Here is a 26,463-nt window from a genome sequence, read left to right as displayed (position 1 = left end):
CATCCGCGGTGCACGAACTACCGGTGGATCCGGCGCGTGTGCGTCCGCAGCCGGGGGTGTCGCTCCGGCCGGCGCTCCAGCCCCGTCGGCCCGACGGCGTAGGTCCTGCTGCGCCCCGCCCGGACCGAGCGGCGGCGCTGCTGCGCCCGGTGGGAGCGGCCCGGTCCGGCCCCGACCCCGGCCCCGTACGCCGGGCCCTCCCCGGCCGGAGGCTTGGCCGCCGCCCCGGCGGCCGCCGCCGAGCGGCGGTCCGCCAGCCGGGCCTGACGGCGGGCCAGCGCCCGGGCGGCGTGCGCGTCGAGGTGGGCCGTGGCCCGGGCGGACATCCGCTCGGCGACCCGGTGCGCGGCGGGGTGGTTGACCGGCACCTTGTCGGGGGCGCCCGCGATCAGGTCGAAGAGCCAGGTGCGGGCCCGGTCCGCGCGCCGGTGCAACAGGCGCTCGCGCCGCAGCGCGCGCGCCCGGCGCCGGGGGCGCGTGGTGTACCGCCAGCGGGCCCAGGGACTGCTCGGACGGGCCAGCCGGATCGCGCCGATCCAGGACAGGCCGGGGACCATGATCCCGAGCAGGCCGGTCCACACCTTGCCCTTGAGCAGGGTGATCACCGAGGCGAGCGCGTTCACCGAGATCACCGTGATCAGACCCCACCGGGTGTCCTCGCCCGGCAGCGCGCCGAACGGCACGTACCCGATCAGCAGCAGGGCGGTGAACAGGATCCCGAAGATCACCGCGTCCACCGACTTGCGGCCCTGCTCCCCCCAGTACACGTCGTCCAGGTGCAGGATCAGCGCGAACTCGTCCAGCACCAGGCCGCAGCCGATGCCGAAGGCCAGCCCGAACCAGTTCATCCACGGCTGCCCGCCGTAGGTCGCGAACACCCCGATGCCGCCGAGCAGCAGGAAGCCCAGCCCGAACACCATGTGGTGGATGTGCAGGCCGCCGGGGGTCACGTTGCCCGGCCACCAGCGCACCTTCGCGCGGATCATCCGGACGCTGAACCGGATGAACACGAAGGACGTGATGAAGCCGACCAGCAGCAGGAACAGCGGTTGCTTGTGCGCGTTGACGATGTGTTCGCGGTAGCTGTCCAGCAGTGTGGTCATGCGCCTTACCTTCGTTCCTGGTCCTGCGTCCTGCCTGCCCTCACGTGACCCGGGGCCCGACGGGCCTCCGACCCGGGTCGACGCGCGGTCAGAACCCCCGGGTGCGCTTGGCCGCCCGGCGCGGCATCACCGGGTACAACGAGGGAAGCTCGGCGCCGACCGGCGGTTTCAGGAACAACCGGGCTATCTCGCCGCCGAGGTTCACCCCGACCGCCAGCGCCATCGCGATCGCCGCCGCCCGGAACACCGACACCAGACCGGCGCTGGAGTGCCCCTGGGCGAAGGCCAGCATCCCGAGGTAGAGCGCCGAACCCGGCATCAGCGGGCCGATCGCGGCGGTCACGTAGGGCAGCGCCGAATCGTTGCGGTAGCGCGCCATCAGCTGGCCGAAGAGGCCGACCAGGCCGGCCGCCACCCCGGTCGCGGCGATCGGGTTGACGCCCGCGTTGTAGACCAGAGCGCCGTAGCTGGCCCAGCCGATGCCGCTGTTGGCCGTCACCAGGGCGAGCGAGTGGCGGTCGGTCTGCAGCAGGGTCGCGAAGGCCAGGGTCAGCAGCATCGCGGCGACCATCTGAACCGGCGGGGAGCTGATCCCCGCCAGGCTCTCGTCCGGCCGCAGCTTCGCCTCGAAGCCGACGCCCAGGTAGAGGATCACCATGACGCCTATCACGATGCCCGCGACCAGGTAGATCACTTCCAGCAGACGGGCCGCGGCGGTGATGTAGAAGCCGGTCAGCCCGTCCTGGACGGCGGCCACCAGCGCGCGCCCCGGCAGCAGGGCGAACAGGCCACCGGTGATCACGACCGAACCGCGCAGGCCCCAGTCGTTGAAGGACAGGATGATCCCGGAGGCGGCGGCCGGCATCGCGGCCGCCACGAACTGGTAGAACTCCGGCAGCCGGCGCCGGGCCAGCGCGGAGGCCAGCCGGTCGCCGAGGACGGCGGCGATGAAGGCGCTGGCGAAGACCAGCCAGGCCTTGTCGTCGATCCGGCCGCCGACCAGGAAGGTCGCCGCACCGGCCAGCAGGCCGGTGGTCAGCGCGAGCATCCAGGCCGGGTACGGGTGCCGGTTGCGGCGGATCAGGGCGAGCCGGCGGTAGGCGTCGTTGACCGTCACCTTCTCCGCGGTGATGTCCGCGACCAGCTCGTAGACGGCGTTCAGCCGGGTGTAGTCGGAGGTCCGGCGGCGCACCACACGGTCGGCGGTGACCGGCGGCTCGACCAGCGAGGGCTGGTGCGAGATGCCGATCAGGGTGAAGGTCACCTGCGGCTCGCAGCGGTCCAGCCGGTAGGCGTGCGCGATGCCGAGCATCGCCGCCTCCACGTCCTCGGCGGCCTCGCCGCTGGCCAGCAGCAGCTCACCGATGCGCAGGGTCAGGTCGAGGATGCGGGGGACGTTGCGGGCGGTGCCGGCCGAGGGGTGCAGCTCACGGGCGGTCCGTTCGAAGGCCGGGCGCTCGGACATCGGCGTGCGCAGCAGCGTGCGCATCCGGTCCGGCCAAGGCGCCTCGCCGGGGGCACCGGCGGTCAGGTCGGCGACCGGGATGCCGGTCGGTGGCGTGTAGCCGGCGGCCCGCCACTCCTCGGGGGTCAGGGTGTCCTCGACGATCGGGCGACGGCGGGCCGGGCGCGGCGGGCCGGACCGGGCGCCCTGGGGGCGGACCTCGACGGTGAGCTCGGGGTGCGGCTCGGCGGACGGACCGGCCGTCCGCCCGGGCAGCGGTTCCGGCCCGGGCCCGGGCAGCGGTTCCGGCAGCGGCTCGGGCAGCGGTTCCGGCAGCGGCTCGGGCTCCGGCAGCGGCTCGGGCTCGGGCGCGAGCAGGCCCCTGGTCTCCGGCACGGGCGGGGCGAGCGGGATGACGATGGTGGGCTCGACGAGCGGGGCGGGGTGGCCGAGCAGGCCCTCGGTGGGCGGGGCGTCGGCGGGGTGCACCGGCTGCGGGGGTGTCTGCCGCGTCCGGCGGACCGCCCGGCCTCCCCTCGCCCGCTTGCCCGCACCCGGTCGGCCCCGCTTAGGCACTTCCGCTCCTCGCCACCCCTGGTGGCCGCCGGCCACCGCTCGATCTCGGGTTACACCTTGCCTGATCGAACAGCCCGACGCACATGTACGCGACGTCCCGCGGCCCCGGCGGCGGGCGCCTACCCGGCGTGGTGGCCGGAGACGCGGTCCCCGCCGGACCGGCGGGCCCGCAGCAGTTCGATCGCCACCGGGACCACCGAGACCAGCACGATGCCGACCAGGATCGCCTCGACGTTGTCCCGGACGAACGGGATCTGCCCCAGGAAGTAGCCGAGCACGGTGACCCCGCCGCCCCACAGGACGCCGCCGACCAGGTTGAACACCACGAAGCTGCGGTAGTTCATCCTGCTCACCCCGGCGACGACCGGCGTGAACGTGCGCACGATCGGCACGAAGCGGGCCAGCACGATCGCCTTGGGCCCGTGCCGCTCGAAGAAGGCGGCGGCCTTCTCGACGTTCTCCTGCTTGAACACCCGGGAGTCGGGCCGGCGGAACAGGCCCGGGCCGACCTTGCGGCCGAAGAGGTAGCCGACCTGGTCCCCCGCCACCGCGGCGACCACGATCAGCGTGCAGACCAGCCAGAGCGGCTGGTGCAGGTAGGTGCCGCCGGCCACCAGCAGTCCGGTGGTGAACAGCAGCGAGTCGCCGGGCAGGAAGAAGCCGATCAGCAGGCCGGACTCGGCGAAGACAACGGCCAGGATGCCGAGCAGACCGAAGGTGGAGATCAGGGTGGTCGGGTCGAGCCAGGACGGGCCGAGGGCGAGGCTGGTCACGGTGCGGGAACTCCGGAGGTCGAGTCTTGGCAATGAAAAGGTAAAGCATTGACAAAGACTCGCACCCCGGTCGAATGGTTCCCGGGAGGGGGGCGGACCGGCTCCGTTCCCGGCCGGGAACGCACCGCTCCGGGCCCGGCCGGGAACGCACCGGCCCCGGCGAGGGCCCCGGAAGGGGCGGCCCGCCGGGGCCGGTGCGGTCGGAGGTCGCCGGTGCGGTCGGAGGTCGCCGGTGCCACCGGTGCGGTTTCCACCCGGCGTGGCCGCCGGCGGTGGCCGACGGCCGTCAGAGGCCGTAGCGCTCGACGATCTCCTCGTGCCGGGCGACGTCCGCGCCGGCCGCCTCGGCCAGGGCCGCCCAGGCGAGCGGGTGCGGCCAGTGGCCGGTCAGCCGGTGCAGCAGCGCGTCGGCCTCGGCGGCCGAGGCCGTCGGCGGCACCCCGAGCGCGGCGTAGATCCCGGGCAGCGTCTCGTCGTCGTCCGCCGGGTCGGTGATCCGGTACTGGTCCCCGCTGTACGCCCAGACCGCGTAGCCGGCCTCCTGCAGCCGCTCGCGCAGGGTGCCCCACGGTTCGTCGCCGGGCCACCCGCCGTCGATCCAGTAGGTGGTGTACCCCGCCGGGTCGAGCAGGGTGAGCAGCTCGAACGCCGGACGCCAGTGCCGCCGCTCCTCCTCCTCGGTGTCCTCGGCCGGCGGGCGCTCCAGCAGCGCCGGGGCGAAGACCACCACGTCGCCGTGGTTGAGCGTCAGGTCCTCGCCGAGCACCGGCAGGATGCGGGCGGTGGCCGGACCGGTCCGGACGGCGGGCAGGTCGGCCGTCGCACCGTTGGTGCGGGTGGCCCGGACGGTGACCAGCTGCCACTCCTCGTCGACCGGGCCCTCGGGTTCGTCGAACTCGATGCCCAGCAGCGCGCCGGTGGAGCGGACCACGGCCCAGTCCCGGTTGGCGGTGGCCGCGGTGATCAGGTGCCAGAGGTCGGGCTCCTGGACCGTCCGGTGGCCCTCTTCGTCCGCGGCCTCCCCGGCGGGCAGCGCGCGCTCCAGCAGCTCCTGGTGGAACCGCTGCGCGGTCGCGTGGTCTCCCAGCTCGGTGGCGGCCCGGGCGGCGAGGCGCCGGGTGTTGAGCACCGCGTCGTCCAGCGCCAGGATCGCCTCGCACTGCTCCAGCGCCTCGGCCCAGCGGCTCTCGGCGACGGCCCAGCGGGCGCGGGTCCAGTGCGCGTCGGCGGGTGCGGTGACGGCCAGCCGGTCGGCGAGGCGGCGCACGCCGTCGGCGTCCCGGGCGCCGATCAGCATCTCGCCGAGCGTGCCGGTCAGCTCCCGGTCCTCCGGGTCGGCCTCCAGCCGCTGCCACAGCAGGTCGGCCGCGGCGCGGGCGTGGCCCAGGCCGCCCAGCAGGGTGGCCAGCTGCACCGTCGCTCCGGTGGCGCCGGCCTGTTCGCCCCGGTACCGGTCCAGGGCGACGGAGAGCAGGTCGACACCGGTCTCGACGCGCACCCCGGCCTCGGCCAGGTACGCCGCCAGCTCGTCCGGCGGGACGGGCAGCTCGGGCTGCGGCAGTGCTTCGGCGGCCGCGCGCAGGGCCGCGACCTCCTCCGCCACGCCGTCGGTGCGCCGCAACCGGGTGAGCTTGCGCTGCCCGGTCGCGGCGAGGGTCAGTGCCACCGTGCGGGCGCCGCGGGCGAGGGCGAGCCGACCCGCCGCCAACAGCAGGTCCACGCAGGGGCGGTGAGCACCGGCGTCGTCCAGGTAGCCCACCCAGCCGGCCAGCACGGCGCCCAGCTCGGCGTCGTTCTCCCACGCGCCGGCCGCGACCAGCAGCTCGACCGTCTGCGTCCAGGTGGGCCGCAGGTCCGCGTGCTGTTCGGCCTCGGCGCGGGCGGGGAGCAGGGCGAGTGCCTCCTCCGTGCGGCCGAGCGCGGCGAGCGCGCGGGCCCGCAGCAGGGCGCCCCAGCGCCGGTCGCGCTCGTCCAGCCGGTGGCCCTGCGCCTGCTCGGCCTTCTCGGCGGTGTCGAGCAGCTCCAGCACCTCCTGGTACCGGCCCAGCAGGTGCAGGGTCCCGGCCCGGGACTGGTGGAAGCGCAGCGAGACCCGCTGGCCGGCGGCCCGCATCCGGTGGGCCGCGGTGTCCAGGTGGTCGAGCGCCTCGGCCGCCCGGCCGTCGTCCTCCAGGGCGTCGGAGTACTCGCGGGAGAGGCAGTCGTAGCAGGCGCGGCCGGGCTCGATCCGGCCGAGCGTCTCGCCGACCACCTCCAGCCGCTCGGTCACGTAGCCGGGCCCGTCGACCCGGGCGTGGCAGATCGCGAAGTCCTGGACCACGCAGACGGACTGCGGGCAGCCGGCGGTCCCCTCCCGGTGGGCGAAGTCGAGCAGGTCGACCGCCTCGGGCATGACCGCCTCGCCCTGCTGGCGCTTGTTCAGCAGGTTCTGCAGCCGCCAGTGCCGCAGGTAGACCTCGACCCAGGGCAGGTCGAGCGATCGCGCGGCGGCAAGTGCCTCGGGGTAGAGCGCGTCCAGCTGGTCGTTGCGGCCCTCGGTGGCGAGCTCGGGCAGCTCGACGACGGCGTCGGCCAGCCGGTGGTGGCCGGCCTCGGCCAGCTGCCGGTGGGCGTCCTGCACCCAGGACCAGATGTCGGTGGTCATGCTTCTTCCCCCTGCGTCGTGCTGATGGATTGTCTACCGCGGACCACTGACGGTCCGTCCGTCACGCTTCGCCCGGGAGCGCACCGGGGCTGTCCGGGACGTCCGGCAGGCCGGCCGGGACGGCGGCGGTCAGGGCGGAGACCGCGGTGCCGACACCGGCCAGCGCGGCGGTGAGGTCGCCCCCGGCGGGGCCGGACGAGGCCGCGGCCATGATCACCTTGAGCGAGCGGAGCAGCCCGGCGGCGGTGGCGCTGCCGGTGTGCCCGGTGCGGTAGGCGGCGAGCAGGTCCCGGACCGCCGGGCAGTCCAGGTTGAGGTAGAGCCGGGCCCTGACCGCGCCGTCGGTGCGGGCGGTGAAGGCACGGGCCAGCCGCAGCGCGGCGGACGGGATCCGGGCGTCCGCCTGGTCGTCCTCGATCCGGGCCTTCAGCTCGGCCTCGCGGTCCGGGACGAGCACCAGCGGCAGACCGGGCGGGTCGAAGCGGGCCGGGACGAGCTGCTCGCCCGGGTCGGCGAGGGCGCCGGCCAGCCAGGCCGCCTCCCCGTCGGGCAGCGGCCGCTCCGGGTCGCGGAACAGCTCGCGGTTGCCCTGCTCGCTGCCCAGTTCGACCAGCCGGCAGCCGCGCAACTGGGCGTAGCGGCGCAGGAACGGCAGCACGGCGTACCGGTCGCCGCGCGCGATCGGCACCCGCATGGCCCGGTACAGCATCTCCTCGAAGCCGCCGCCGCTGCCGAGTGCGACGTGCACCGCTCCCCCGCCCGCCGCGCGCAGCGCACCGGCGGTGAGGTCGCCCTGCGAGGTGGGCACCGGGACGTCGTCGGCGAGCAGGGTGAACAGCCGCTCGTCGCAGAGCGCGGCGCCGAGCAGGTCCTGGCCGTGCCGGGCGAGGATGCGGCGCCAGGCGGCGGGCCGCAGCCGGGCCGTCTCGTACAGGCCCTCCACGATGGCGTCGGTGAGGGCCTTCCGGAGCGCGCGGTAGTGCTCGTCGCGCTGGAGGTCCTCGCGGCTGGCGGTGGGGGTGAGCCGGTTGGACTCGACCACGCCGCCGATGAACCCGGCCCAGCCGGGCAGCAGTTCGCGGGCGTCCTCGGCGAGCAGCATGCCGCGCAGGTAGACGGCGAGGTCGCGGTTGTCGCTGCTGCCGTAGGTGCCGCCGTCCTGGACCCAGAGCAGGCCGATCGCGTCCGTCGCGCCGTCGACCGGGTGGACCGGGAAGGCGGTGAGCGGCTCGAAGCGGCGGCCGAAGGCGGCGGCGAAGCGCATCCGGGCCGCGTACCGGTCGCCGTCGGAGGGGCGGCGCGAAGCGTCTCGGTCACGGGTGGAGGCGGGCGACGGGAGGGCCTCCTGGCGCCAGGGCACCTCGACGGAGTTGACGGGCCGCTCGTCGTCGCCGACGTGGACGGGGATCGGGAGCAGCACGCAGTAGCGGCCGAGGATCTCGCGCAGGGCGTCCTCGTCGGCGAGGTGGGCGTGCTCGGCCTTGAGCGCCAGCTCGACCACGGTGCCGGGGCGGGGCCTGGCGGGCGCCGGCTCGACCCGGTACTGCTCGCCGCCGCGGCTGCGGTAGCGGTGGCCGAGCGTCGGCTCGCGGTGCGAGGTGGTGGTGACGGTGACCTCGTCGGCGATCGAGAAGGCGGACAGGAAGCCCAGCCCGAAGGCGCCGATCAGCTCCTGGTTGCCGGTCAGTTCGCGCAGCATGCGGGTGTAGCCGGTGCCGACGGTGGCCAGGTAGGAGTGGATCTCCGGCTCGGTGAGTCCGGCGCCGGTGTCCTCGATGGCGACGGTGCGCCGGGCGGAGTCGGCACGCACCCGGATCAGCGGGCGGTGGTCGCCCTCCGGGTCCTCCAGGAGCCGGCGGGTGTGCGAGTCGTGCGCGTTCTGGACCAGTTCGCGCAGGGCCACCAGCGGGGTGGAGTAGAGGTGGGTGGCGAGGACGTTCACCAGGCCGCCGAGATCGACCTCGGTCGTCCGCAGTTCCTCAACGGGGGTGGGCTCGGGCGGGACACCTTCAGACATGGGTCCCCAGTGTGCCAGTGCGACAATCCGCCGACCATTTCTTTCTTCTTGACGGAATGACGGATTGCGGTCAACTCCCAATTGACCAGATCGCCACCATCGGGGGAATTGCCACCCGTTCGGTGGAGTTCGTCCACACCGCTGGTGAATGCTGAACGGGCGACGTCAGGCAACGGCGCCCCCGGAGCGGCCACTCCGGAAGGCGCCACAATTCGCACCTCCAGTCAGGGAGACCAGCGTGTCCCGTATTCGCGCAGCCGCCGCCGTCACCGCCCTCGGGGCGTTCCTCCTCGTGGGCCTCGGCCCCGCCATCGCGCACGCCGACAACGGCGCCGCCGCGATCGACCACTCCAACGGCAGCGTCGTCAGCAACGCCGGCAGCGGCAACGTCGTCGGCAGCGTCAACGGCAACGTGGTCAACACCCAACAGACGGCGACCGGTTCGGGTGCGAGCAACCAGAACAACGGCCTCGCGGTGACCGGAAACGGCGGGAACATCGGCGCCCTGCAGGGCAATGGCAACGTCGACGCCCGGGTGTACTACCCGCACGTCCTCTACTAGGAGTGTCCTGAAGATCCTGCTCCGGGTGCCCGATTCACTCCGGATTGCCAGTAAATGCCAAGCGGGTCGAACTGGTGCAAGCCGGGCGCATTTCCAAGATCTTCATCAGACTCCCAGGCCCTGTCCGGTACCGAGCCGTCCGGGCCGGGTGCCCGCCCCGTCACCCCGGGGGCGGGCACCCGGCCCGCGCCGTGTCCTGACCCACTCCCCGGCGTCCGTGCCCCCGGGGCCGTGCCTCAGGAGAGTCCCGACACAGCCCGGCCGAGGCGCAGCAGGCAGTCCCCGAGGTCCGGCCGTGCGCTGTGCGGACGGTTCCGCACCCCGTCGTTGACCAGGGAGAACAGCGCGTGCACCCGGATCCGGGCGGCCACCGCGTCGCAGTCCGGACGCACCTGCCGCACCAGGCCGACCCAGGTGCGCAGGAAGTCCCGCCGGAACTCCACCGCGGCCCGCCGGTCGGGCGGGGGCAGCCGCTCCGTCTCGCTGAGCATCGCGCCCAGGTAGTCGCCGTTGCGCAGCGCGAACCCGACGTAGGCGTCCAGCCCGGCCGACAGCGCCGCCCGGGGCCCGTCGGCGGCCGCGATCGCGCCGTCCACCTCGTGCCGGAGCAGGTCGCGGCTGCGCACCAGCGAGGCGGCGAGCAGCTGGGCCTTGCTGTCGAAGTGCCGGTACACGCTGGGACCGGAGATGCCGACGGCGGCGCCGAGTTGGTCGGTGCTGACGTTGTCGAAGCCGCGCTGGTGGAACAGCCGGACGGCGGCCGCGAGCAGTTCCTCCCGGCGCGCCCGCGGCGCGGGTTTCGGCACCGGCACGGGCGTCGGCAGCGATCCGGCCGCGGGCCCGGTGTCCGTGCCGTCCAGCGGGACGGCGAGGACGGCCGCCACCAGCTCGCGCAGCAGGACCTCGGCACGGCGGGGTTGCGGAGCGGCCGACTGGTAGGACAGTCCGGCGCAGGCCGAGAGCGCCGACCAGCAGAGCAACTCGGCGTCCCCCGTGGCGAGTTCCGGGCGTTCGACAGTCAGCACGGCGGTCATCAGCGCGACGTCCGCGCGCAGTTCGCGGCGCAGCGCGGCCCGCCGGGCCGGCGGCAGCAGCCGGGCGTCGCGCTGCACCAGGGTGCCGAGCGGGCGGTGTCCGACCGCGACGGCGGCCAGCACGGCGCCGAGCTCCTCGCCGGTGCGGGCCCCGCGCAGCCCGACGGCGAGGTCGTCCAGTCCCAGCCGGACCGCCCGGTCGAGGAGTTCGGGCTTGCCGCGGAAGTGCCGGTAGAGCGCGGGCGCGGTGATGCCGACCCCGGCGGCGACCTCGGTCATCGAGACCTGGTGGTAGCCGCTGCGGTGGAAGCGGTCGGCGGCCACGGCGAGGATCTGGGCACGCCGCCCGGGCGGCCGTCGGACCACCATGGCGCGCCTCCCTCCCGGCCTGTCGCTCGTCGGCCGAGTTCCCGGTCGGCCGATCGCGGCCGAGCGCCGGTCGGCCGGGCACCCACCGGGCGCCCACCGGGCATCGGCCGGTATCCGCCCGGTCCCGGCCGGGCGTCTCCCGAAGGCTAGCAAGGATTCACTTGGCACCCCCGCCGACCGTGTGCCGCACGCCTGTCGACTCTGGACAGCCGAAGCTACCCGGGATTAACTTGTGAGGCCATCACCTGGTACGTTCCGCCCCGCCGGCAGCTCCGGCCGGCACCGTCGAAGGGAGCGCCGCCGTGCGCCGCACCGTGTTCACCGAGGACCACGAGGCCTTCCGGGAGACCATCCGGGACTTCATCGCCAACGAGGTCGTCCCGGTCTACGAGGACTGGGAGGCCGAGGGCCACCCGCCGCGCGACTTCTACCGGCAGCTCGGCGAACTCGGCGTCTACGGCATCGAGGTGCCCGAGGAGTACGGCGGCGCGGGCGAGAGCGGCTTCAAGTACCAGGCGGTGATCGCCGAGGAGACCGCCCGGGCGGGCGTGAGCTTCGGCTCCTCCGGGGTGCACACCGGGCTGGTGCTGCCGTACCTGCTGGAGTACGCGAACGAGGAGCAGAAGCGGCGCTGGCTGCCCGGCTTCGTCTCCGGTGACATCATGACGGCGATCGCGATGACCGAGCCCGGCGCCGGCTCCGACCTCGCGGGCATCACCACCACCGCGCGGCTGTCCGAGGACGGCACCCACTACGTCCTGAACGGCGCCAAGACCTTCATCACCGGCGGCGTGCTGGCCGACCTGGTCCTGGTGGTCTGCCGCACCGCCCCGTACGACCCGGAGAACCGCCGGGCCGGCCTGTCCATCCTCTGCGTGGACACCGCCTCCGCGGGCTACACCGTCGGCCGCAAGCTGCAGAAGATCGGCCTGCGCACCTCGGACACCGCCGAGCTGGCGTTCAGCGACGTCCGGGTGCCGGTGGAGGACCTGCTCGGCGAGGAGGGCCGGGCCTTCGCCTACCTGACCCACAACCTGGTGCAGGAGCGCCTGGCCATCGCCGTCGGCGCGTACGCGGCGTCCGCGGCGGCGGTGCGGTTCGCGGTGCAGTACGTCAAGGACCGCAAGGTGTTCGGCAAGGCCGTGGCCGAGTTCCAGAACACCAAGTTCACGCTGGCCGACTGCGAGGCCCAGGTGGTGGCGCAGCAGTCCATGGTGGACCGCGCGCTGGAGCTGTACCAGAACGGCGAGCTGACCGTGGCCGACGCGGCCGCGGCGAAGCTGTTCTGCACCGAGTCGGCCTCCACCGTGATCGACAAGTGCCTGCAGCTGCACGGTGGTTACGGCTACATCCTGGAGTACCCGATCGCCCGCCTCTACACCGACAACCGGGTGTTCCGGATCTACGGCGGCACCAGCGAGGTCATGCGCAGCATCATCGCCAAGTCCATGGGGCTGTAGGCGGGGTGGACCGGCGGCGGGCCGCACCCCCATGGCGGCCCGCCGTGCCGGTACCGGCGGTCAGTTGGGCGAGGCCTGCTCGGTGCGCCAGGCGTCCCAGCCCGCGGCGGACGCCACCTTCGCCCCGCGCAGCGCCCGGTGGGCGATCGCGGTCGGCGGGGCGTCCATGCCCCGTACCCAGTTGCGGCCGGCCGTGGCCAGCGCCGCGCACACCATCACCGTCCCGGCCGCACCGAGCACCGCACCGATGCCGGTGAGCACCACGCCGCCGGCCAGCAGCGATCGGTTGACCTGGAATCCACTGAAGAAGTTCTCGTTGGTCGCCATGCCTCCACGATGAGCGCAGTCGGCTCGGGCTGCACGTCGAGCGCCTCCGGGTGCGGGACGCCGGGAGGTCCGCGACCCTGGGCACACGGAGCGAGGAGGCGGCGCGATGCCCGATCTGGAACAGCTCGCCGTGGAGCACGCGGCCCTCGCGGCGGAGAGCCCGCACGGTCGCAGCGCCCACCTGGTGCTGCACGACGGGGTGCTGCGGCAGACCGTGATCGCGCTGACCGCCGGGACGGCGCTGGACGAGCACGTCCCGCCCACCGCCGGGAGCGTCCAGGTGCTGCGCGGCCGGGTCTCGCTGACCATCGCCGGCCGGCGCCTGGAGCTGCCGGCCGGCCGGCTGGAGCCCGTCCCGCAGGAGCGGCACGGGCTGCTGGCCCACGTCGACTCGGTGGTGCTGCTGACCGCCGTCACGTCCTGACGGGGGCGTGCCGGGGGCCGTTCAGCCGGCGTTCAGCACGCTGCCGCTGACCAGTCGCAGGCCCCGCAGGAAGTCCTTCCCGCTGGGGGCGAGTTCGGGCGCGGCCAGCCACTGGGCGACGTAACCGGCCAGCAGGGTCTGGTAGAAGGCGCCGCGGGCGAGCTCCTCCTCGGTCTCCGCCACCTCGGGCAGCCCCTGGAACAGGGCGGCGAGCCCCAGCCGGCCCTCCTTCTGCGCCCCCGCGAAGGCCTGCGCCAGTTCGGGGGCGTGCGCGGCCTGCGCGAGCGCCTCGAACTGGGCGGCCCAGAGCCCGCGGTGCTCGACGAAGACGTCCCGGAGACCGTCCCAGACGGCGGCGAAGCGCTCCTCCGGATCCTCCGACACCTGGTTGGCGGCGACCACGACCGCGCCCAGTGAGGCCGCCATCTCACCGATCGCCTCGATCATCGCCGCGTTGAGCAGCGCGTCCTTCGAGCCGAAGTGGTAGCCGATCGCGGCCAGGCTGACACCGGAGGCGGTGGCGATGTCGCGGGCGGTGGTGCGCCCGTAGCCCTTCTCGTACAGGCAGCGCTTGGCGCCGGCCATCAGGTCTTCGCGGTTTCCCATGCCCCTGATCCTACGGAAGGTCTGCACAGATGTCTTGCACGATCGTCTTGCACGCTCGATTTACACATACGTACTAGACAGGCGTCTGACACATCCGTACTGTCTCCCCCATGACCGCAACCACCGGCCGCGCAGGCCGCCACGAATGGATCGGCCTGGCCGTCCTGCTGCTCCCGACCCTCGTCCTCTCCATGGACATGGGCGTGCTCTTCTTCGCCGTCCCGTTCATCTCCACCACGCTGGCGCCCAGCGGCACCCAGCAGCTGTGGATCATGGACATGTACTCGTTCCTGCTGGCCGGGCTGCTCATCACGATGGGCGCGCTGGGCGACCGGATCGGCCGCCGCAGGCTGCTGATGATCGGCGCCACCGGCTTCATCGGCGCCTCGCTGCTGGCCGCCTGGTCGCACGATGCGAACCAGCTGATCGCGGCCCGCGCCCTGCTCGGCGCCGCCGGGGCCACCGTGATGCCCTCGACCCTCGCGCTGATCCGCACCATGTTCCACGACCCCAAGCAGCGCCAGATCGCCCTCGGCGCCTGGGGCGGCATCCTCACCGCCGGGGCCACCCTCGGCCCGGTCGCCGGCGGCCTGCTGCTCGACCACTACTGGTGGGGCTCGGCCTTCCTGCTCGCCGTCCCGGTGATGACCCTGGTACTGCTGACCGCGCCCGCCCTGCTCCCCGAGTACCGCGCCACCGCCCGGCCTTCGGCCGGAAGGACCCCCGACGGCCGCTTCGACCTGCTCGGCGCCGCGCTCTCGCTCGCCGCGATCCTGCCGCTCGTCTACGGCGTCAAGACCATCGCCGTCGAGGGCTGGAGCACGCTCCCCGCCATCGCCGTCCCGGCGGGCCTGCTGTTCGCCGCCGCCTTCGTGTGGCGCCAGCGCACCGCCGCGAACCCGCTGCTCGACCTGAGCCTGTTCCGGATACGCACCTTCAGCGGCGCGATCAGCGTCAACACCGTCGCGATGTTCGCCATGATGGGCTTCGCCCTCTTCACCTCGCAGTACCTGCAGCTGGTCAAGGGCATGAGCCCGCTGACCGCCTCGCTCTGGTCACTGGTGCCGAGCGTGGGCGTCGGCGCGGCGGTCGGGATCAGCTCGGCGCTGGCCGGCAAGGTCCGCCCGGCGGTGCTGATGGGCGGCGGGTTCCTGATCGGCGCGGCCGGCTTCGCGATGATGACGCAGGTCGGCCCGCACTCCCCGCTGGCACTCATCCTCACCGCAGCGGGCGTGCTGGCCGCCGGCACCGTCGGCACCATGACGATGACCGCCGAGATGGTCGTCTCCGCCGCCCCGGTCGAGCAGGCCGGCGCCGCCTCCGCCACCTCGGAGACCGCCGTCGAACTCGGCAGCTCGCTCGGCATCGCCCTGCTCGGCGCGGCGGGCGCCGCCGTCTACCACCACCGGCTGGACGGCGCCCTCCCGGCCGGCCTCGACGGCGAGGCCGCCCGGACCGCCCAGGACACCCTCGGCGGCGCGGTCACCGTCGCCGCCCAGCTGCCCGGCCGGCTCGGCGCCGACCTGCTGGAGACCACCCGCACCGCCTTCACCGACGGCCTGCACGTCGCCGCCGGCGTCGGCGGGGTCCTCGCCCTCGGCGCCGCGCTCCTCGCCTACCGCCTGCTGCGCCACCTCCCGGCCGCCGCCCCGGCCCCGGCCCCGGCCGCCGAGTCCGAGCCCGTCACCGCCTGACCGAAACCCGGCCCGATCCACGCGAGTCATCGAGAGCCCCCGCCCACCCCAGGGCGGGGGCTCTCCGCCGTCCGCGGCCCGTCCGCGCGAGGCGGGCGCCCGGGCGGGCCGCCGGGCCGGGGCGGGGGCGCGGCTGCCGACCGGGCGCTGCCGGAGGTGGCCCTGGAGGAGGCCGCCGGCGGCCCGGTGACGGTCCACCCGGGGGTGGACCGCGGTACGTCCACCCCCGGGTGCGTGTTCCGGCCACCCGCCGGGAGGACCGTGGAGGGGTCCCTCCGACCGCCGGGAGCCGCCGCATGTCCCTGACCGCCCTCCTCTCCCTCCTCGGCGTCCTGTGCTGGGCCGCCTACGAGCTGCTGCTGCGCCGGCGCGAGGACGCCGCCGCCGGTTCCTGGCACGCGGACCGCCGCGACCGCGGATCGACCCGCCTGCTGCTCGGCTGCTACCTGCTGTCGACGCTGGTCGTGGTGGTGTCCGACCGCGCCTCGATCGGCCGACTGCCCGGCTGGGCGGGCTGGTTCGGCGTCGCACTGGCCGCCGCCGGGCTGGCACTGCGGGCCTGGGGCATGCGCACCCTGGGCGCGTACTACACCCGTACGCTGCGCACCGTGGACGCCCAGCACGTCGTCAGCACCGGCCCGTACCGGCTGATCCGCCACCCCGGTTACGCCGGCAGCCTGCTGGTCTGGACCGGCTACGCCACCGGTACCGGCAGCTGGGCCGCCGCCCTGGTGGTCGCGGCACTGCTGCTCGCCGCGTACGGCTGGCGGATCGCCGCCGAGGAGCGGCTGCTGCTGGACTCGCTCGGCGGCGCGTACGCGGCGTACCGCCGGACGTCCAAGCGACTCGTCCCGTTCGTCTACTGATCGCTCCGGGGGCGGGCGCGGAGCCGGACGCCGCCAGCCGCCCCCGGAGTCGGGGCCGTCCCCCGGAGTCGGGGCCGTCCCCGGTCTCGCGATCCGCTTGAGCGGCACCTGGTTTTTGGCCAGCGTTTCCCGGCCGGTGTATCCGTTCGCCGTGAGGGCCAGGCATACTGGCCAGCACGGGCGCTAGCCCGCCATGACTCTAGACAAGAAGGGACCGGTGGCCAGGGATGCTGCGGAACGGTCTTGAGCCCTGGCACATCTTCGTGGTGCTGGCGGTCGTCATCCTGCTGTTCGGTTCGAAGAAGCTGCCGGAGATGGCACGCGGCCTGGGCAAGTCCATGCGCATCCTGAAGGCCGAGACGAAGGCCATGCGCGAGGACGAGCCCCCGGCGGACGCCGGCACCGCGCAGAGCACCGCCGCTCCCCAGCAGAGCGCGGACCGCCCGGCCGTCACGCCGACCAACGTGACCAAGGCGACCGAGACGAAGCGGCCCGAGACGACCGCCTGAGCCTCTCCCCTTCCTCCGGAAACCCCCTGGTGAGCCCACCGGGGGGTTTCCGGCGTTCCGGGCCCGGAGGTCCGGCGGTCCGGCGGTCGGGGCCCGGACGGGCCGGATTCGTCCGGACGGCGCAGACGGGCGGGCGTCCCGGGCCCCCTCGGCACAGGCTTGGCGAGATGTCCGAGAACTCGCCGCCGCCCGCCGACGTGAGGGCCTGGTGCTGGCTGCTGCTGGCATTCACCCTGCTGATGGTCGGGTACTTCACGCTGCCGCTCGGGTGGCTCGGCGACCGCCGGCCGGTCCTGAGCTGGGCCGCCTTCGTGGCCGCACTCGCCGGGATGACCTGGCTGATGCTCGCCAAGATCATCGGAGTGATGCGGGGAACGGCGAAGCGGCCGGTGGTGTGGCTGGTGTTCCTGATCGGGCTGACGGCGACCATCTTCTCGGCCACGTACTACGCGATGGGCGCCCACAAGTCGGAGTTCGCCGGGCTGGAGACACGGCTGGACGCCCTGTACTTCACAGTCGTGACGATGGCGACGGTGGGGTACGGGGACATCACGCCGGCGGGGCAGACGGCACGGTTCGTGGTGGTCGTACAGATCCTCTACAACTTCGTGTTCCTGGCGGCGGCCGCCGGGACGGCGTCCCGGGCGGTCCGCAGCAACATGGAACGGCGGATCCGCAAACCGGACTGAGCGGGCGTCGACACACAGGGTTGTCCACAGGGTGTGGACAACCCTGTGTCACCCGCGGGACGTGTCGATGACGCAGAAGCGGTTGCCCTCCGGGTCGGCGAGGACGACGAAGTCGGGGTCCTGCGGGTACAGCTCCCAGTCGACCCGTTCGGCGCCCAGGGCGACCAGGCGCTCGACCTCGGCGGCCTGGTCGGCGGCGTCCCCGGCGTAGAGGTCGAGGTGGACCCGCGGGCGCTCCTGGACCGGGGACGCGCTCAGACCGAGGGCGAGCTGCACACCGCCACCGCCGTCGGCGGGCACCAGGACCGTCCAGTCCTCCTCGACCAGGCCGCCGCGCGGCACGTAGCCGAGGGCCGCCGTCCAGAAGGCGACCGCGCGCGGCAGGTCGGAGACACCGAGAACGAGGGAACCGATCGTCAGCACGGGCCCATTCTGGCGCACCGTCAGCCGGGCGTCGGCGAGGGGTGCCGACGAAAGGCCGACGAAAGGCCGGCGAGGGGGCGGCGAGGGGGCGTCAGTCGTCCTGGAGGTCCGCGGCGGTGTGCAGGGTGGTGAACAGGGCCGAGAGGCGGGCGTTCCAGTTGGCACTGGTCAGCGGGTCGATGGCGTGCCGCTTGCCCATGTCCTTGATCACCTTCTGGGCGCCCTTGAGCTCCTGCGCGGCGGCGTCCGGATCCCCCTCGTTGAGGTGGGCTGACGCGGCGTCGAGGATCCTCAGCAGCTCCGCCTGGTGGTCCCGGTCCTTGCCGACCTGGGCCTGGGCGACGGCCTGGCGGAAGGACTGGAGCTGCAGCGCCGCGGGCTGGTTGCGCGGGACGGCCTGGGTGGGCACCGGGGCCCCCGACGGCGTCGCCGGGGCTGTGGAGCCGGCGCTCGCGGCCGGCGGCGGGCCGGTGACGGGCTTCGCGGCCGACGAGGTGGCGACCGTGCTCGGCTTGGCGGCCGCGGCGTTGCCCGCCGGCTCGTCGAAGGCGGTCAGGGCCAGGGCGGTCACGCCGGCCAGGCCCGCCACGCCCAGCGCGCCGAACACCAGGGGCTTGCGTCGGCTGCCGCGGGCCGGCGCCGAAGCGGGGGCCGGCGACCCGACCGGGCCCCGAGACCCGACTGTGGCCGGGGGCCCGACCGGGATCGGCGCCATCACCGAGGTGGCGGCCGCGGGCTGTGGCGGCAGCAGGGTGGTGTGCTGCTGGTCCGGGTGCGGCGGCGGCCCGCCGGGGTACGGCGACGCGGCGCGCCCCACCGGCGGGAGCACCTGGGTGGCCGCCGCGGTGGTCGCGAGGAGTTCGGCCGTCGGGTCGCCGACGACCAGCCCCGGTACGGTGGCGAGCAGTTCGCCCCGCGCCGCGGAGGCGTCGGCCGGCCGGCCGGCCGGATCCTTGGCGAGCAGGCGCAGCACCGTCGCGTCCAGGGCGGGCGGCAAGCCGGGGCGCCGCGCGGACGGCGGCACGGGCTGCTCGCTGACGTGCTTGAAGGCGATCGCCACCGGGCTCTCGGCGGTGAACGGGGTCGCGCCGGTGAGCATCTCGGTGAGCACGCAGCCGACCGCGTACAGGTCGGTCCGCCCGTCCAGCGCCGAGGCGGTGGCCTGCTCGGGCGAGAGGTAGGCGGCCGTACCGAGCACGCTGGCGGTCTGCGTCAGGTTGCTGGAGGAGCCGGCCCGGGCGATGCCGAAGTCGACGACCTTCACCCCACCGTCGTCAGTGATCATGATGTTCCCGGGCTTGATGTCCCGGTGCACCAGCCCGGCCGCGTGCGCGACCGCCAGCGCCTCGCAGACCGCCGCCGCGATGCCCACGGCCCGTTCCACCGGCAGGGTGGGCTGCTGCGCCAGCACGGCCGCCAGCGAACGGCCGCTGACCAGCTCCATGACGATGAACGGGGTGCCCTGGTCCACACCCGAGTCGAAGACCATGACGATCCTCGGGTGCACCAGCATGGCCGCGTGCTGCGCCTCCCGGCTGAAGCGCTCGGCGAAGCGGGGGTCGTCGGCGAGGCCCCCGTTGAGGACCTTCACGGCCACCTGGCGACCCAGCACGCGGTCCACGCCGCGCCAGACGGTGGCCATGCCGCCGACGCCGAGCATCTCGACGAGTTCGTAACGCCCGTTCAGCGCCCGTCCGATCACCTGGAGCTCCCCTCACGTGCCCTGCCCGGGGTCCCGGGCCGCCTCGTGCACCCGTGCACGATAGCCGTACGGCCGTGCGACCCCGCCGGGGGCGGACGAAGGGTGGCGGCCGGGGGACCGGGCAGCGGTCCCCCGGCCGCCGGCGCGGGGGTGCGGCCCGCCCTGACTGCGGGAGGGCGGGCCGCACGTTTCCGGGCCGGCCGGGCCGGCGACGCGTCCGGGGGAACGCCTGCCGGTCCGGCCGGGGCCGGCCGGGTGGACGGTGGGCACGGGGGAGCCGACCGTCCACCCGGAGTCTTCGGGTGGTACTGCTTCCTGCTGGTACCGCGGGGCGGTACCGGGTGGTGCGGGTGCTGCTCGGTGGTGCGGGTATTGCTCGGTGGTGCGGGTGGGGCGTTCCGGGTGGGCGGCGAGCCCGGGGGGAGTCGCTCGCCGCCCACCCGGAGTTCAGGGGGTCACCTCTCGGGTGACTGGCCGTTCCCGGAGCGGTCCGGTTTGCTCGGTCGGACGTCCGGCACGGTGGGTGCGACCGGCGGAGTCGGCAGCGGCACTCCGGCCTTGCCCGGCTTGGCGTCGCCGCCGCCGGTGTCCCCGTCACTGCTGCCGCCGGTATTGCCCTGTCCGCCGCTCCTGCCGCCGTCGGTGTTGCCCTTGCCGGAGCCGGAGCCCGTGCTCGGAGCGGCACCGGTGCGGCCGGGGTCACGCGGCTGCGCGGTGCCGCCCTGGTGGTCGTCGCCCCCCTCGTCGAGCGCCTCGACGCAGAAGTCGGCCACCTTGTCCGCGCCGCCGGCCGCCGTGACCAGCGGGCCGTAGAGCGGATCGGCGGCCAGTCGGCCCGGGCGCTCGCCCTTGGCCACCCGGTCGGCGAAGCCGCGGCAGAGGCCGAGCAGCGCGGGCGGGACGGCCGGACGGTCACCGCGGCCCCCGGCCGACGGGTCGCCGGGGGCCGCGGTGCCGGACGGGGCGGCCGTCTGCGGGCCGGCGGACGGCCGGGCCGACCCGGACGCCGGGGCGAACGGTGCACCGGCGGACGGGGAACGACCGGCCGAGGCACCCGGTGAGGTGCCGGGGACGCCGCCCTGGGCCGCGAACGTGTGCTCCGGCTCGGTCGGGCCGCCACCCAGCCCGGACGGCAGGTTGCCGGTACCGGCGGCGACCGCGACCCCGCACAGCGCGGTGGCGCCGAGCACGGCGGCAGCGGCCTTCGTGCTGAAGGCCCTGGCCAGCGCGGCGGTTGCCATCGATCGTCTCCGGACGGGGGTCACTACGGGTTCGGGTGTGAGACTCGCCTCCCGGAACGCGGCCAGGGCGGCCTCCTCCCCGGCCAGTTCTCCGGCCGTCGCGGGAGCGGCGGCCGCGGCGAGCACCCGGGCGAGCTGCCCGGGACCGCCGTCCGGTCCGGTGAGCGAGGCGTCCTGCCCGGCCGACGGGGCGGCCACGGCACCGCCGAGCAACTGCTCGGCGGCATCACGGTCGATCCGACGGGATCGGTTGGTGCTCATCTCATGTCCTTCAGCGTCGCGGCCGGGCGTTCTGTCACACCCTGCGGAGAACTTTTTCTCGCGGCTTTCCCCGCGGGTCGCCCGGAGTCCTTGCCCGCGCTCGTTCCGGCCGTGTTCCCGGCCGACCGGTCCCCCGCGGAACCGCCCGCCGGACCGGCCGGCGCACCGCCCGTCCGTGCCGACGGGATGCCGTCCCCGGAGACGAACGGCTGCTCCAGCAGCTTGGCCAGCCGCCGCAGCCCCCGGTGGGCGGCCATCCGGACGCTGCCCGCCCGCTTGCCGAGCACTTGGGCGGCGCTCTCCGCGTCCAGCTCCATGACCACCCGCAACAGCACCGCCTCGGCCTGGTCGCGTGGCAGCCGGGAGATCAGCGCCAGCGCGTCGGCGGTGCCGACCGTGGTCAGCGCGGCGCCCGCGGTGTCGTCCCCGGCCGCCTGTTCGACGAGGTACTCGAAGGGCAGGTCGGCGACCGGACGGCGGCGGCGGGCTCGCAGGTGGTCGAGCGCCCGGTGGCGGGCGACGGTCGCCGCCCAGCCGCGGAAGCCGTCCCCGTCGCCGGAGAAGCCCCGCAGGTCACGGGCGATCTGCAGCCAGGTCTCCGAGGCGATGTCCTCGGCGTCCTGCATGTCCTCCGGCCGGCCGCCGACCAGCACCCGCAGGTAGCGCAGCAGGCCCGGCTGGACGGTCCGGAACAGCAGCCGGAAGGCCTCCTCGTCCCCGCCCTGCGCGGCACGGACCGCCTCGGACAGGTCCGCCGGAGCGGCCGGTCCCGGTGGTGGGCCGGTGGTCGGTACTGGTCCGGACCGGCCGACTGGGCTGCCGGTGCCCGCTCCGGGGCGCTCTGCACTCTGCACCCGCCACATGATGCGCCATTCGGGGCAACGGGTCGGCTCCGGTCGAAGGACCGGCCGGCGCGGGGCGAAGGTCCCGGGCACCACTGCCGTTCGCCCGCAGGCCGGTCGGGCCCCCACCGCCTACGTTGTCCGTAGGCGAATCAGTCCGGGCCGCCGTCCGACCGGTCTTGGGGCCCGACAACGTGCCCGGCCGAGCCGACCCGCCGCACGCCCGGACCGACCGGACACGGCCCCGCCCGACGCGACCCGCCGCACGCCTCGACTCACGGGCGGCCGGCACGCTCCGGGCCGACCGGCCCACCCGGACCACCCGGCCCGGAGCGTGCCGGTTCCGAAGGGATCACAACGCCACGAGGACCAGCCGACAGGCCTCCGGGGTACCAGCGATGGGTACCACCCCAACCCGCGGACGGGCGCTCGTCCACGGGCACGACCAGCAGGGACGAACGATGACGACTGCCCACGAGCTCCACGCGAGGGGACTGCGCGAGCACCTCGCGCCCGCCCTGCGCGCCCTGGGCCTCACCGGGTGGCGCCGGACCTTCGTCCTGCCGGACGACACCCACTGGATGCTGCTCGGCCTGGTCGAGCGGCCCGCCGCCGACCGGGTGCCCTTCACCTTCGACCTCAGCCTGGTCCGCCGCGCCGACTGGACCGCCGCCGGCCTGCCGGGCCACCGGCCCGACCCGCGCGTCCGCCACGGCGTCGAGACCTGGCGGGCCCGGATCGGCGAGGTGCTCCCGGTCGACGAGGACGTCTGGTGGGAGGTGCTGCCCGGACGGCGCTGGCGGCTCCCGCTGGACGACGCCGTCGCGGCCGTCCGGCACCACGGCCTGCCGGAGCTGCGCCGCCAGGCCGAGTCCGACCGCATCTGCACCGGGGAGACCTACCTCTCCCCCGCGGAACTGGAAGAGGTCAACGCCGCGCTGCTGACCGCTTCGGTGCCCCGGGTGCGGCGCGCCGAGCTGGCCGACGGGGCGCTGGTGCTGACCGGCGCCTGGACCCGGGGCGACGCCGTCGCCCGGACCGTCCTGGCCGGGGCCGCACGGGGCTTCCTGTCCGCCGGGGACGACCGGTACGACACCGTCCGCTGCCGGGACAGCCTGGGCCGCGAGCTGTGGACCTTCCCGGCCGACGGCTAGGTCCTGCGGACGGCCAGGAGCCGTAGGCGGCGGACAGCCGCCCGCCGGAAACCCGCAGGTCGGAGGCGGTGTCACGACGCGCACCATGACAGCTGTCACGCGGATCCCGCAACGGACGGCACTGCTCTGACGGAGGGTCGGACGGAAAGACTGGAGGCACGACGCGGGCAGCAGCCCGCGGCCACCAGCCGGGGAGGAACCCACCGTGAGCCAGACCGTCAGCGCCGAAGCCGTCACCACCGCCGTCGCCGCTCCCGCCGAGGCCCCCAACCCGCTGGTCTCCGGCCTCCGCCCGCTGGCCCTCGACGTGGCCGCCCCGATGGCCGGCTACTACCTGCTGCACTCCGTCTGCGGCCTCAGCGAGTTCGCCGCGCTGGCCTGGAGCAGTGCCTTCCCGGCCGCCCGCACCGTCGTCGGCCTGCTGAGCGAGCGCAAGCTCAACCTGTGGGCCGCGCTGATGCTGGCCGTCAACCTGGCCGGCCTGGCGCTGACCTTCGTCACCGGCGACGCCCGGCTCATGATCGCCAAGGACGGCGCCCTGAGCGGCACGGTGGCGCTGGCGATCCTGGTCTCCGCCCTGATCGGCCGCCCGGTGATGAGTTCGGTGCTGATGCCCTTCCTCACCAAGGGGGACCGGGCCCGCGCCGCCGCCTGGCAGCGGCTGGCCGGGGGCCGGGCGGCCGCGTCGAGGTCCTTCCGCCGCCACGAGCGCCTGTTCTCGGGCATCTGGGGCACCGCGCTGCTGGCCGAGTGCGCGGCCCGGGTGGTCGGCGCCTTCACTCTGCCGGTGTCGACCATGGCCTGGCTGTCCACCGTGTTCCTGCTCGGCGCGATCCTGGCCGGTTCGCTGCTCGGCCAGATCGCCGCCGACCCGATGGAGAAGCTGGTCAGCGCCGAGACCGAGGCCCCGACCGCCGCCTGAGCACCGCCCCGGGCGGCACCGGACACCACCCCCGCCGGCGCCCGCGCACCGCCCCGCCCCACACCGCGGCCCCGCCCGACCGGCACCTGAACAACCGGTTCCGAGGACTCGAACGGCCAGGAACCATACGGATCTCCCGGGAGTCCTTGCATAACGAGGGGGTAACGGGACCCCCGACAAGGAAACGGGGAGTCCCATGAGCCGGACGACGGACGCGCTGACCACCACCGAGGACCGCACCCTCGTCTGGGACGGCTGCCTGAACGTCCGCGACCTGGGCGGGCTGCCCACCGCCGCCGGCCGGCTCACCGCCCGCCGCGCGATGGTCCGGGCGGACAACCTGGACCGCCTCACCGCCGAGGGCTGGGAGGCCCTCCTCGACCACGGCGTCCGCACCGTGATCGACCTGCGTGACGCCGAGGAGTACAAGCCGCTCCTCCCGCTCCCCGAGGGCATCGACCTGGTCCGCGTCCCGCTGGACGAACTGGCCGGCCCCGCCTGGTGGGAGGCTCACGGCCGGCTGGACGGCACCCCGCTCGCGCTCCGCCCGTACCTGGACCACTGCCCGCACGCCGCCGCCGCGCTGATCGCCGCGATCGCCGGCGCCCGCCCCGGCGGCGTGGTCGTACACTGCGGCGCCGGCCGTGACCGCACCGGCCTCGCCGCCCTGCTGCTGCTCGCCCTGGCCGGGGTCGACCGGGCCGTGATCGCCGAGGACTACCTGCTGAGCGACCCCAACGTCCGTCCGCTGTACGGAATTCTGGGCCTGCCGGACCCGTACCGCCGGATCGACGCGGTGCTCGCCGAGGCCGGCACCACCTCCGAGGCCGCCCTGGAGGCCGCGCTCGACGACTTCGACCCGGTCGGCTACCTGCTCGCTGCGGGCGTCGCGCCCGACCGGATCGCCGCCGTCCGCGACCGGCTGTTGCCCGGCGTGTAGGGCGGGCCGGCGGAAGCTCCACGACAATCGTCAACCGATGGTTGACGACCCTCGGGTCGACAACCTACGGTTGACGCATGGAGAATCCCGTTGTTCCCACCAGCACTCCCCTGCGCCTCGACGACCTGATCGCCGCGATCAAGACCGTCCACACCGACGCGCTGGACCAGCTCTCGGACGCGGTCATCGCCGCGGACCACCTGGGCGAACTCGCCGACCACCTGATCGGCCACTTCGTCGACCAGGCCCGGCGCTCCGGTGCCTCCTGGACCGACATCGGCCGCAGCATGGGCGTCAGCAAGCAGGCCGCCCAGAAGCGCTTCGTCCCCAAGGACCCGGCCACCCCGGCCGACCTCGACCCCAGCCAGGGGTTCAGCCGGTTCACCCCCCGGGCCCGCAGCGTCGTGGTGGCCTCGCAGGAGGAGGCCCGGAAGGCCGGCAACGCCGAGATCACCACGGAGCACCTGCTGCTCGGCCTGCTCGCCGAACCCGAGGGCATCGGGATGAAGGCGCTCACCGCCCAGGGCGTCACCCCGGAGGCCCTGCGGGCCGCTGCGACCGCCGCCCTGCCGGCCGGCGTCGAGGAACTGCCCGCGCTGATCCCCTTCGACGCCGGGAGCAAGAAGGTGCTGGAGCTGACCTTCCGCGAGGCGCTCAAGCTCGGGCACAACTACGTCGGCACCGAGCACATCCTGCTCGCCCTGCTGGAGCAGGACGACCGCAAGGGCGTCCTCACCGCGCTCAAGGTCGACAAGTCCGAGGCGGAGACCTTCGTCTCGGAGGCCATCGCCGCCCTCATCGCCGCCCGGACCGCGGAGTCCGAGCAGCAGGACTGAGTCCCCGCGCCGCGCCCCGGACGGAACCCCCGCCCGGGGCGCGGCACTTCGCGCCAGGAGTCTGATGAAGATCTTGGAAGCGCGCCCGGCTTGCACCAGTTCGACCCGATTGACATTTACTGGCAATCCGCAGTGAATCGGGCACCCGGAGCAAGATCTCCAGGACGCTCCTAGAACCCGGAGACGCGGGTGGTGACGATCCGGACCCGGCCGTCCACGGCCGACTCCAGCGCCGCCCGCAGCCGGGCCGAACGGGCCGGGCCGAGCAGCTCCAGCGCCTCCTCGACCGGCGCCCAGCGGTGGTCGTCCAGCTCGCCGGCCGGGACGGTCACGGGGGTGCCGTCCGGGACGGTGCCGAAGTCGAACATGAGGTGCTCGGCGGGGTGGTCGAGCTCGCCCGAGGGGTGGGTCCAGGAGATGGCCAGCAGCTCGCCCGTCTCCCGGACCAGACCGGTCTCCTCCTCCAGCTCCCGCTTGGCGCACTCGACCGGGCCCTCGCCGAGGTCGATCGTGCCGCCGGGGAACTGCCAGTGCTCGCGGTAGCCGGCCTTCACGATCAGGACCCGGCCGGACTCGTCCCGCAGCAGGCAGCCCGCCGCCGCGTAGATCCTGGGCAGGGACGCCAGCCATTCCTCGCGGGACTTCAAGGGCTCAGCCGTCACGGTGTTCCTCCTGGGTCGGGTGGGTGCGACGGTCCCACTCTGCCACCGGACTTCGGGCGGGCCGGTGCGGGCCGACGCCGGCCGGTAGGAACCCGTCCGGGCCGATGTGGGCCGCACCGATGAGTCGGCGCCGTCGCGACGGTCCAACCCGCATGACCACCACCACCGGGACCACCGAAGGCACCACACCGAGCACGGCCGTAGTGACCTGCGATCTGGGCGCACTGACCGCCCCCGACCTGGCCGTCGTCGACGCGCTCGCCCGGCTGCGGCTCGCCGCCGGCCGGCACGGGGTGGGCGTGGTGCTGCTGAACGCGAGCGGCCCGCTGCGCGAACTGCTCGCGTTCAGCGGGCTCTCGGCGCTGCTGCCGGACGCCGCCGGT

The 26,463-nt window shown here is 74.5% G+C and carries 24 protein-coding genes and 1 pseudogene; 12 read left to right on the top strand and 13 right to left on the bottom strand.

The annotated features are described in order from the left end of the window. Positions 1-17: 17 nt before the first annotated feature. From AB0D10_RS07100 to AB0D10_RS07080, 5 genes are all read right to left on the bottom strand, one after another. Positions 18-1,103, bottom strand: coding sequence for a hypothetical protein (locus AB0D10_RS07100; RefSeq protein ID WP_360252637.1), 1,086 nt, complete (start codon positions 1,101-1,103; stop codon positions 18-20). A gap of 88 nt (positions 1,104-1,191) precedes the next feature. After that, positions 1,192-3,036: a threonine/serine exporter family protein gene (locus tag AB0D10_RS07095; protein ID WP_360252634.1), complete on the bottom strand. Its 1,845-nt coding sequence runs from the start codon at positions 3,034-3,036 to the stop codon at positions 1,192-1,194. 206 nt (positions 3,037-3,242) lie between these two features. Beyond that, positions 3,243-3,896, bottom strand: a complete 654-nt coding sequence (locus AB0D10_RS07090; protein WP_360252631.1) for a VTT domain-containing protein — start codon at positions 3,894-3,896, stop codon at positions 3,243-3,245. 286 nt (positions 3,897-4,182) lie between these two features. Then, positions 4,183-6,540: a hypothetical protein gene (locus AB0D10_RS07085; RefSeq protein ID WP_360252628.1), complete on the bottom strand. Its 2,358-nt coding sequence runs from the start codon at positions 6,538-6,540 to the stop codon at positions 4,183-4,185. Positions 6,541-6,601: 61 nt separating this feature from the next. Further along, positions 6,602-8,557, bottom strand: coding sequence for an ATP-binding protein (locus AB0D10_RS07080; RefSeq protein ID WP_360252625.1), 1,956 nt, complete (start codon positions 8,555-8,557; stop codon positions 6,602-6,604). A 238-nt stretch (positions 8,558-8,795) separates the two neighbouring features. Here AB0D10_RS07080 and AB0D10_RS07075 point away from each other — a divergent pair, with 238 nt between their 5' ends. Then, positions 8,796-9,119 carry a hypothetical protein gene (locus AB0D10_RS07075; protein ID WP_360252623.1) on the top strand — a complete coding sequence of 108 codons (324 nt, stop codon included), beginning with the start codon at positions 8,796-8,798 and terminating at the stop codon, positions 9,117-9,119. Between the two features lie 236 nt (positions 9,120-9,355). Here AB0D10_RS07075 and AB0D10_RS07070 read toward each other — a convergent pair whose 3' ends face one another. Beyond that, positions 9,356-10,522, bottom strand: a complete 1,167-nt coding sequence (locus AB0D10_RS07070) for a TetR family transcriptional regulator (protein ID WP_360252620.1) — start codon at positions 10,520-10,522, stop codon at positions 9,356-9,358. A 302-nt stretch (positions 10,523-10,824) separates the two neighbouring features. Here AB0D10_RS07070 and AB0D10_RS07065 point away from each other — a divergent pair, with 302 nt between their 5' ends. Continuing rightward, positions 10,825-11,982, top strand: a complete 1,158-nt coding sequence (locus AB0D10_RS07065; protein WP_360252617.1) for an acyl-CoA dehydrogenase family protein — start codon at positions 10,825-10,827, stop codon at positions 11,980-11,982. Positions 11,983-12,042: 60 nt separating this feature from the next. On the opposite strand, the gene AB0D10_RS07060 is transcribed toward AB0D10_RS07065, so the two are convergent. Beyond that, the gene (locus tag AB0D10_RS07060) at positions 12,043-12,309 is read right to left on the bottom strand and encodes a hypothetical protein (RefSeq protein ID WP_360252614.1); all 267 of its coding nucleotides are present in this window, start codon (positions 12,307-12,309) and stop codon (positions 12,043-12,045) included. Between the two features lie 106 nt (positions 12,310-12,415). Here AB0D10_RS07060 and AB0D10_RS07055 point away from each other — a divergent pair, with 106 nt between their 5' ends. Further along, positions 12,416-12,733 carry a cupin gene (locus tag AB0D10_RS07055; protein ID WP_360252611.1) on the top strand — a complete coding sequence of 106 codons (318 nt, stop codon included), beginning with the start codon at positions 12,416-12,418 and terminating at the stop codon, positions 12,731-12,733. Between the two features lie 21 nt (positions 12,734-12,754). Here the strand turns inward: AB0D10_RS07055 and AB0D10_RS07050 are convergent, their stop codons facing one another. Continuing rightward, positions 12,755-13,339, bottom strand: a complete 585-nt coding sequence (locus AB0D10_RS07050) for a TetR/AcrR family transcriptional regulator (protein ID WP_360252608.1) — start codon at positions 13,337-13,339, stop codon at positions 12,755-12,757. A 110-nt stretch (positions 13,340-13,449) separates the two neighbouring features. Between AB0D10_RS07050 and AB0D10_RS07045 the strand changes: the two genes are divergently transcribed. From AB0D10_RS07045 to AB0D10_RS07030, 4 genes are all read left to right on the top strand, one after another. Then, a complete protein-coding gene (locus AB0D10_RS07045) occupies positions 13,450-15,033 on the top strand; it encodes an MFS transporter (RefSeq protein WP_360252605.1) in 1,584 nt (527 codons plus the stop codon). A gap of 296 nt (positions 15,034-15,329) precedes the next feature. Continuing rightward, the gene (locus AB0D10_RS07040) at positions 15,330-15,899 is read left to right on the top strand and encodes an isoprenylcysteine carboxylmethyltransferase family protein (RefSeq protein ID WP_360252602.1); all 570 of its coding nucleotides are present in this window, start codon (positions 15,330-15,332) and stop codon (positions 15,897-15,899) included. 227 nt (positions 15,900-16,126) lie between these two features. Next, positions 16,127-16,408 carry a Sec-independent protein translocase subunit TatA gene (gene tatA, locus AB0D10_RS07035; RefSeq protein WP_360252599.1) on the top strand — a complete coding sequence of 94 codons (282 nt, stop codon included), beginning with the start codon at positions 16,127-16,129 and terminating at the stop codon, positions 16,406-16,408. A 167-nt stretch (positions 16,409-16,575) separates the two neighbouring features. After that, complete coding sequence (locus AB0D10_RS07030) at positions 16,576-17,097, top strand: ion channel (RefSeq protein ID WP_360252596.1); 522 nt, start codon at positions 16,576-16,578, stop codon at positions 17,095-17,097. Positions 17,098-17,145: 48 nt separating this feature from the next. Here the strand turns inward: AB0D10_RS07030 and AB0D10_RS07025 are convergent, their stop codons facing one another. From AB0D10_RS07025 to AB0D10_RS07010, 4 genes are all read right to left on the bottom strand, one after another. After that, entirely contained in the window at positions 17,146-17,520 is a 375-nt protein-coding gene (locus AB0D10_RS07025) for a VOC family protein (protein ID WP_360252593.1), read from the bottom strand. Positions 17,521-17,611: 91 nt separating this feature from the next. Further along, positions 17,612-19,222 carry a protein kinase gene (locus AB0D10_RS07020; protein WP_360252590.1) on the bottom strand — a complete coding sequence of 537 codons (1,611 nt, stop codon included), beginning with the start codon at positions 19,220-19,222 and terminating at the stop codon, positions 17,612-17,614. Between the two features lie 455 nt (positions 19,223-19,677). Continuing rightward, positions 19,678-20,724, bottom strand: coding sequence for a hypothetical protein (locus AB0D10_RS07015; protein WP_360252587.1), 1,047 nt, complete (start codon positions 20,722-20,724; stop codon positions 19,678-19,680). Beyond that, a complete protein-coding gene (locus AB0D10_RS07010) occupies positions 20,721-21,473 on the bottom strand; it encodes an RNA polymerase sigma factor (RefSeq protein WP_360253106.1) in 753 nt (250 codons plus the stop codon). The genes AB0D10_RS07015 and AB0D10_RS07010 overlap by 4 nt, the downstream gene beginning before the upstream one ends. A 554-nt stretch (positions 21,474-22,027) precedes the next feature. On the opposite strand from AB0D10_RS07010, the gene AB0D10_RS07005 reads away from it, so the two are divergent. From AB0D10_RS07005 to AB0D10_RS06990, 4 genes are all read left to right on the top strand, one after another. Continuing rightward, positions 22,028-22,720 (top strand): hypothetical protein, encoded by a 693-nt coding sequence (locus tag AB0D10_RS07005; RefSeq protein WP_360252584.1) that lies wholly within the window; start codon positions 22,028-22,030, stop codon positions 22,718-22,720. 205 nt (positions 22,721-22,925) lie between these two features. Then, positions 22,926-23,642, top strand: coding sequence for a VC0807 family protein (locus AB0D10_RS07000; protein WP_360252581.1), 717 nt, complete (start codon positions 22,926-22,928; stop codon positions 23,640-23,642). A gap of 196 nt (positions 23,643-23,838) precedes the next feature. Beyond that, on the top strand, positions 23,839-24,582 hold the full coding sequence (locus AB0D10_RS06995; protein ID WP_360252578.1) for a tyrosine-protein phosphatase: 744 nt from the start codon (positions 23,839-23,841) through the stop codon (positions 24,580-24,582). Positions 24,583-24,659: 77 nt separating this feature from the next. Beyond that, on the top strand, positions 24,660-25,418 hold the full coding sequence (locus AB0D10_RS06990) for a Clp protease N-terminal domain-containing protein (RefSeq protein ID WP_360252575.1): 759 nt from the start codon (positions 24,660-24,662) through the stop codon (positions 25,416-25,418). A gap of 170 nt (positions 25,419-25,588) precedes the next feature. Here AB0D10_RS06990 and AB0D10_RS06985 read toward each other — a convergent pair whose 3' ends face one another. Then, entirely contained in the window at positions 25,589-26,080 is a 492-nt protein-coding gene (locus AB0D10_RS06985) for an NUDIX hydrolase (protein ID WP_360252572.1), read from the bottom strand. A 104-nt stretch (positions 26,081-26,184) separates the two neighbouring features. Between AB0D10_RS06985 and AB0D10_RS06980 the strand changes: the two are divergent. Further along, positions 26,185-26,424: pseudogene (locus AB0D10_RS06980) on the top strand (hypothetical protein); the annotation flags it as partial. Positions 26,425-26,463 lie beyond the last annotated feature (39 nt).

The sequence above is a fragment of the Kitasatospora sp. NPDC048545 genome, assembly GCF_040651155.1.
Lineage (GTDB): Bacteria > Actinomycetota > Actinomycetes > Streptomycetales > Streptomycetaceae > Kitasatospora.
Note: the sequence above shows the minus strand (reverse complement) of the source record. Positions and strands in the feature narration are given on the sequence as shown.

Bases quoted from the DNA above. Each gene is read 5' to 3' on its own strand.
- AB0D10_RS07100 (WP_360252637.1), bottom strand. From the start codon at position 1,103: ATGACCACACTGCTGGACAGCTACCGCGAACACATCGTCAACGCGCAC.
- AB0D10_RS07085 (WP_360252628.1), bottom strand. From the start codon at position 6,540: ATGACCACCGACATCTGGTCCTGGGTGCAGGACGCCCACCGGCAGCTG.
- AB0D10_RS07080 (WP_360252625.1), bottom strand. From the start codon at position 8,557: ATGTCTGAAGGTGTCCCGCCCGAGCCCACCCCCGTTGAGGAACTGCGG.
- AB0D10_RS07070 (WP_360252620.1), bottom strand. From the start codon at position 10,522: ATGGTGGTCCGACGGCCGCCCGGGCGGCGTGCCCAGATCCTCGCCGTG.
- AB0D10_RS07060 (WP_360252614.1), bottom strand. From the start codon at position 12,309: ATGGCGACCAACGAGAACTTCTTCAGTGGATTCCAGGTCAACCGATCG.
- AB0D10_RS07055 (WP_360252611.1), top strand. From the start codon at position 12,416: ATGCCCGATCTGGAACAGCTCGCCGTGGAGCACGCGGCCCTCGCGGCG.
- AB0D10_RS07050 (WP_360252608.1), bottom strand. From the start codon at position 13,339: ATGGGAAACCGCGAAGACCTGATGGCCGGCGCCAAGCGCTGCCTGTAC.
- AB0D10_RS07045 (WP_360252605.1), top strand. From the start codon at position 13,450: ATGACCGCAACCACCGGCCGCGCAGGCCGCCACGAATGGATCGGCCTG.
- AB0D10_RS07040 (WP_360252602.1), top strand. From the start codon at position 15,330: ATGTCCCTGACCGCCCTCCTCTCCCTCCTCGGCGTCCTGTGCTGGGCC.
- tatA (WP_360252599.1), top strand. From the start codon at position 16,127: ATGCTGCGGAACGGTCTTGAGCCCTGGCACATCTTCGTGGTGCTGGCG.
- AB0D10_RS07030 (WP_360252596.1), top strand. From the start codon at position 16,576: ATGTCCGAGAACTCGCCGCCGCCCGCCGACGTGAGGGCCTGGTGCTGG.
- AB0D10_RS07015 (WP_360252587.1), bottom strand. From the start codon at position 20,724: ATGAGCACCAACCGATCCCGTCGGATCGACCGTGATGCCGCCGAGCAG.
- AB0D10_RS07005 (WP_360252584.1), top strand. From the start codon at position 22,028: ATGACGACTGCCCACGAGCTCCACGCGAGGGGACTGCGCGAGCACCTC.
- AB0D10_RS06995 (WP_360252578.1), top strand. From the start codon at position 23,839: ATGAGCCGGACGACGGACGCGCTGACCACCACCGAGGACCGCACCCTC.
- AB0D10_RS06990 (WP_360252575.1), top strand. From the start codon at position 24,660: ATGGAGAATCCCGTTGTTCCCACCAGCACTCCCCTGCGCCTCGACGAC.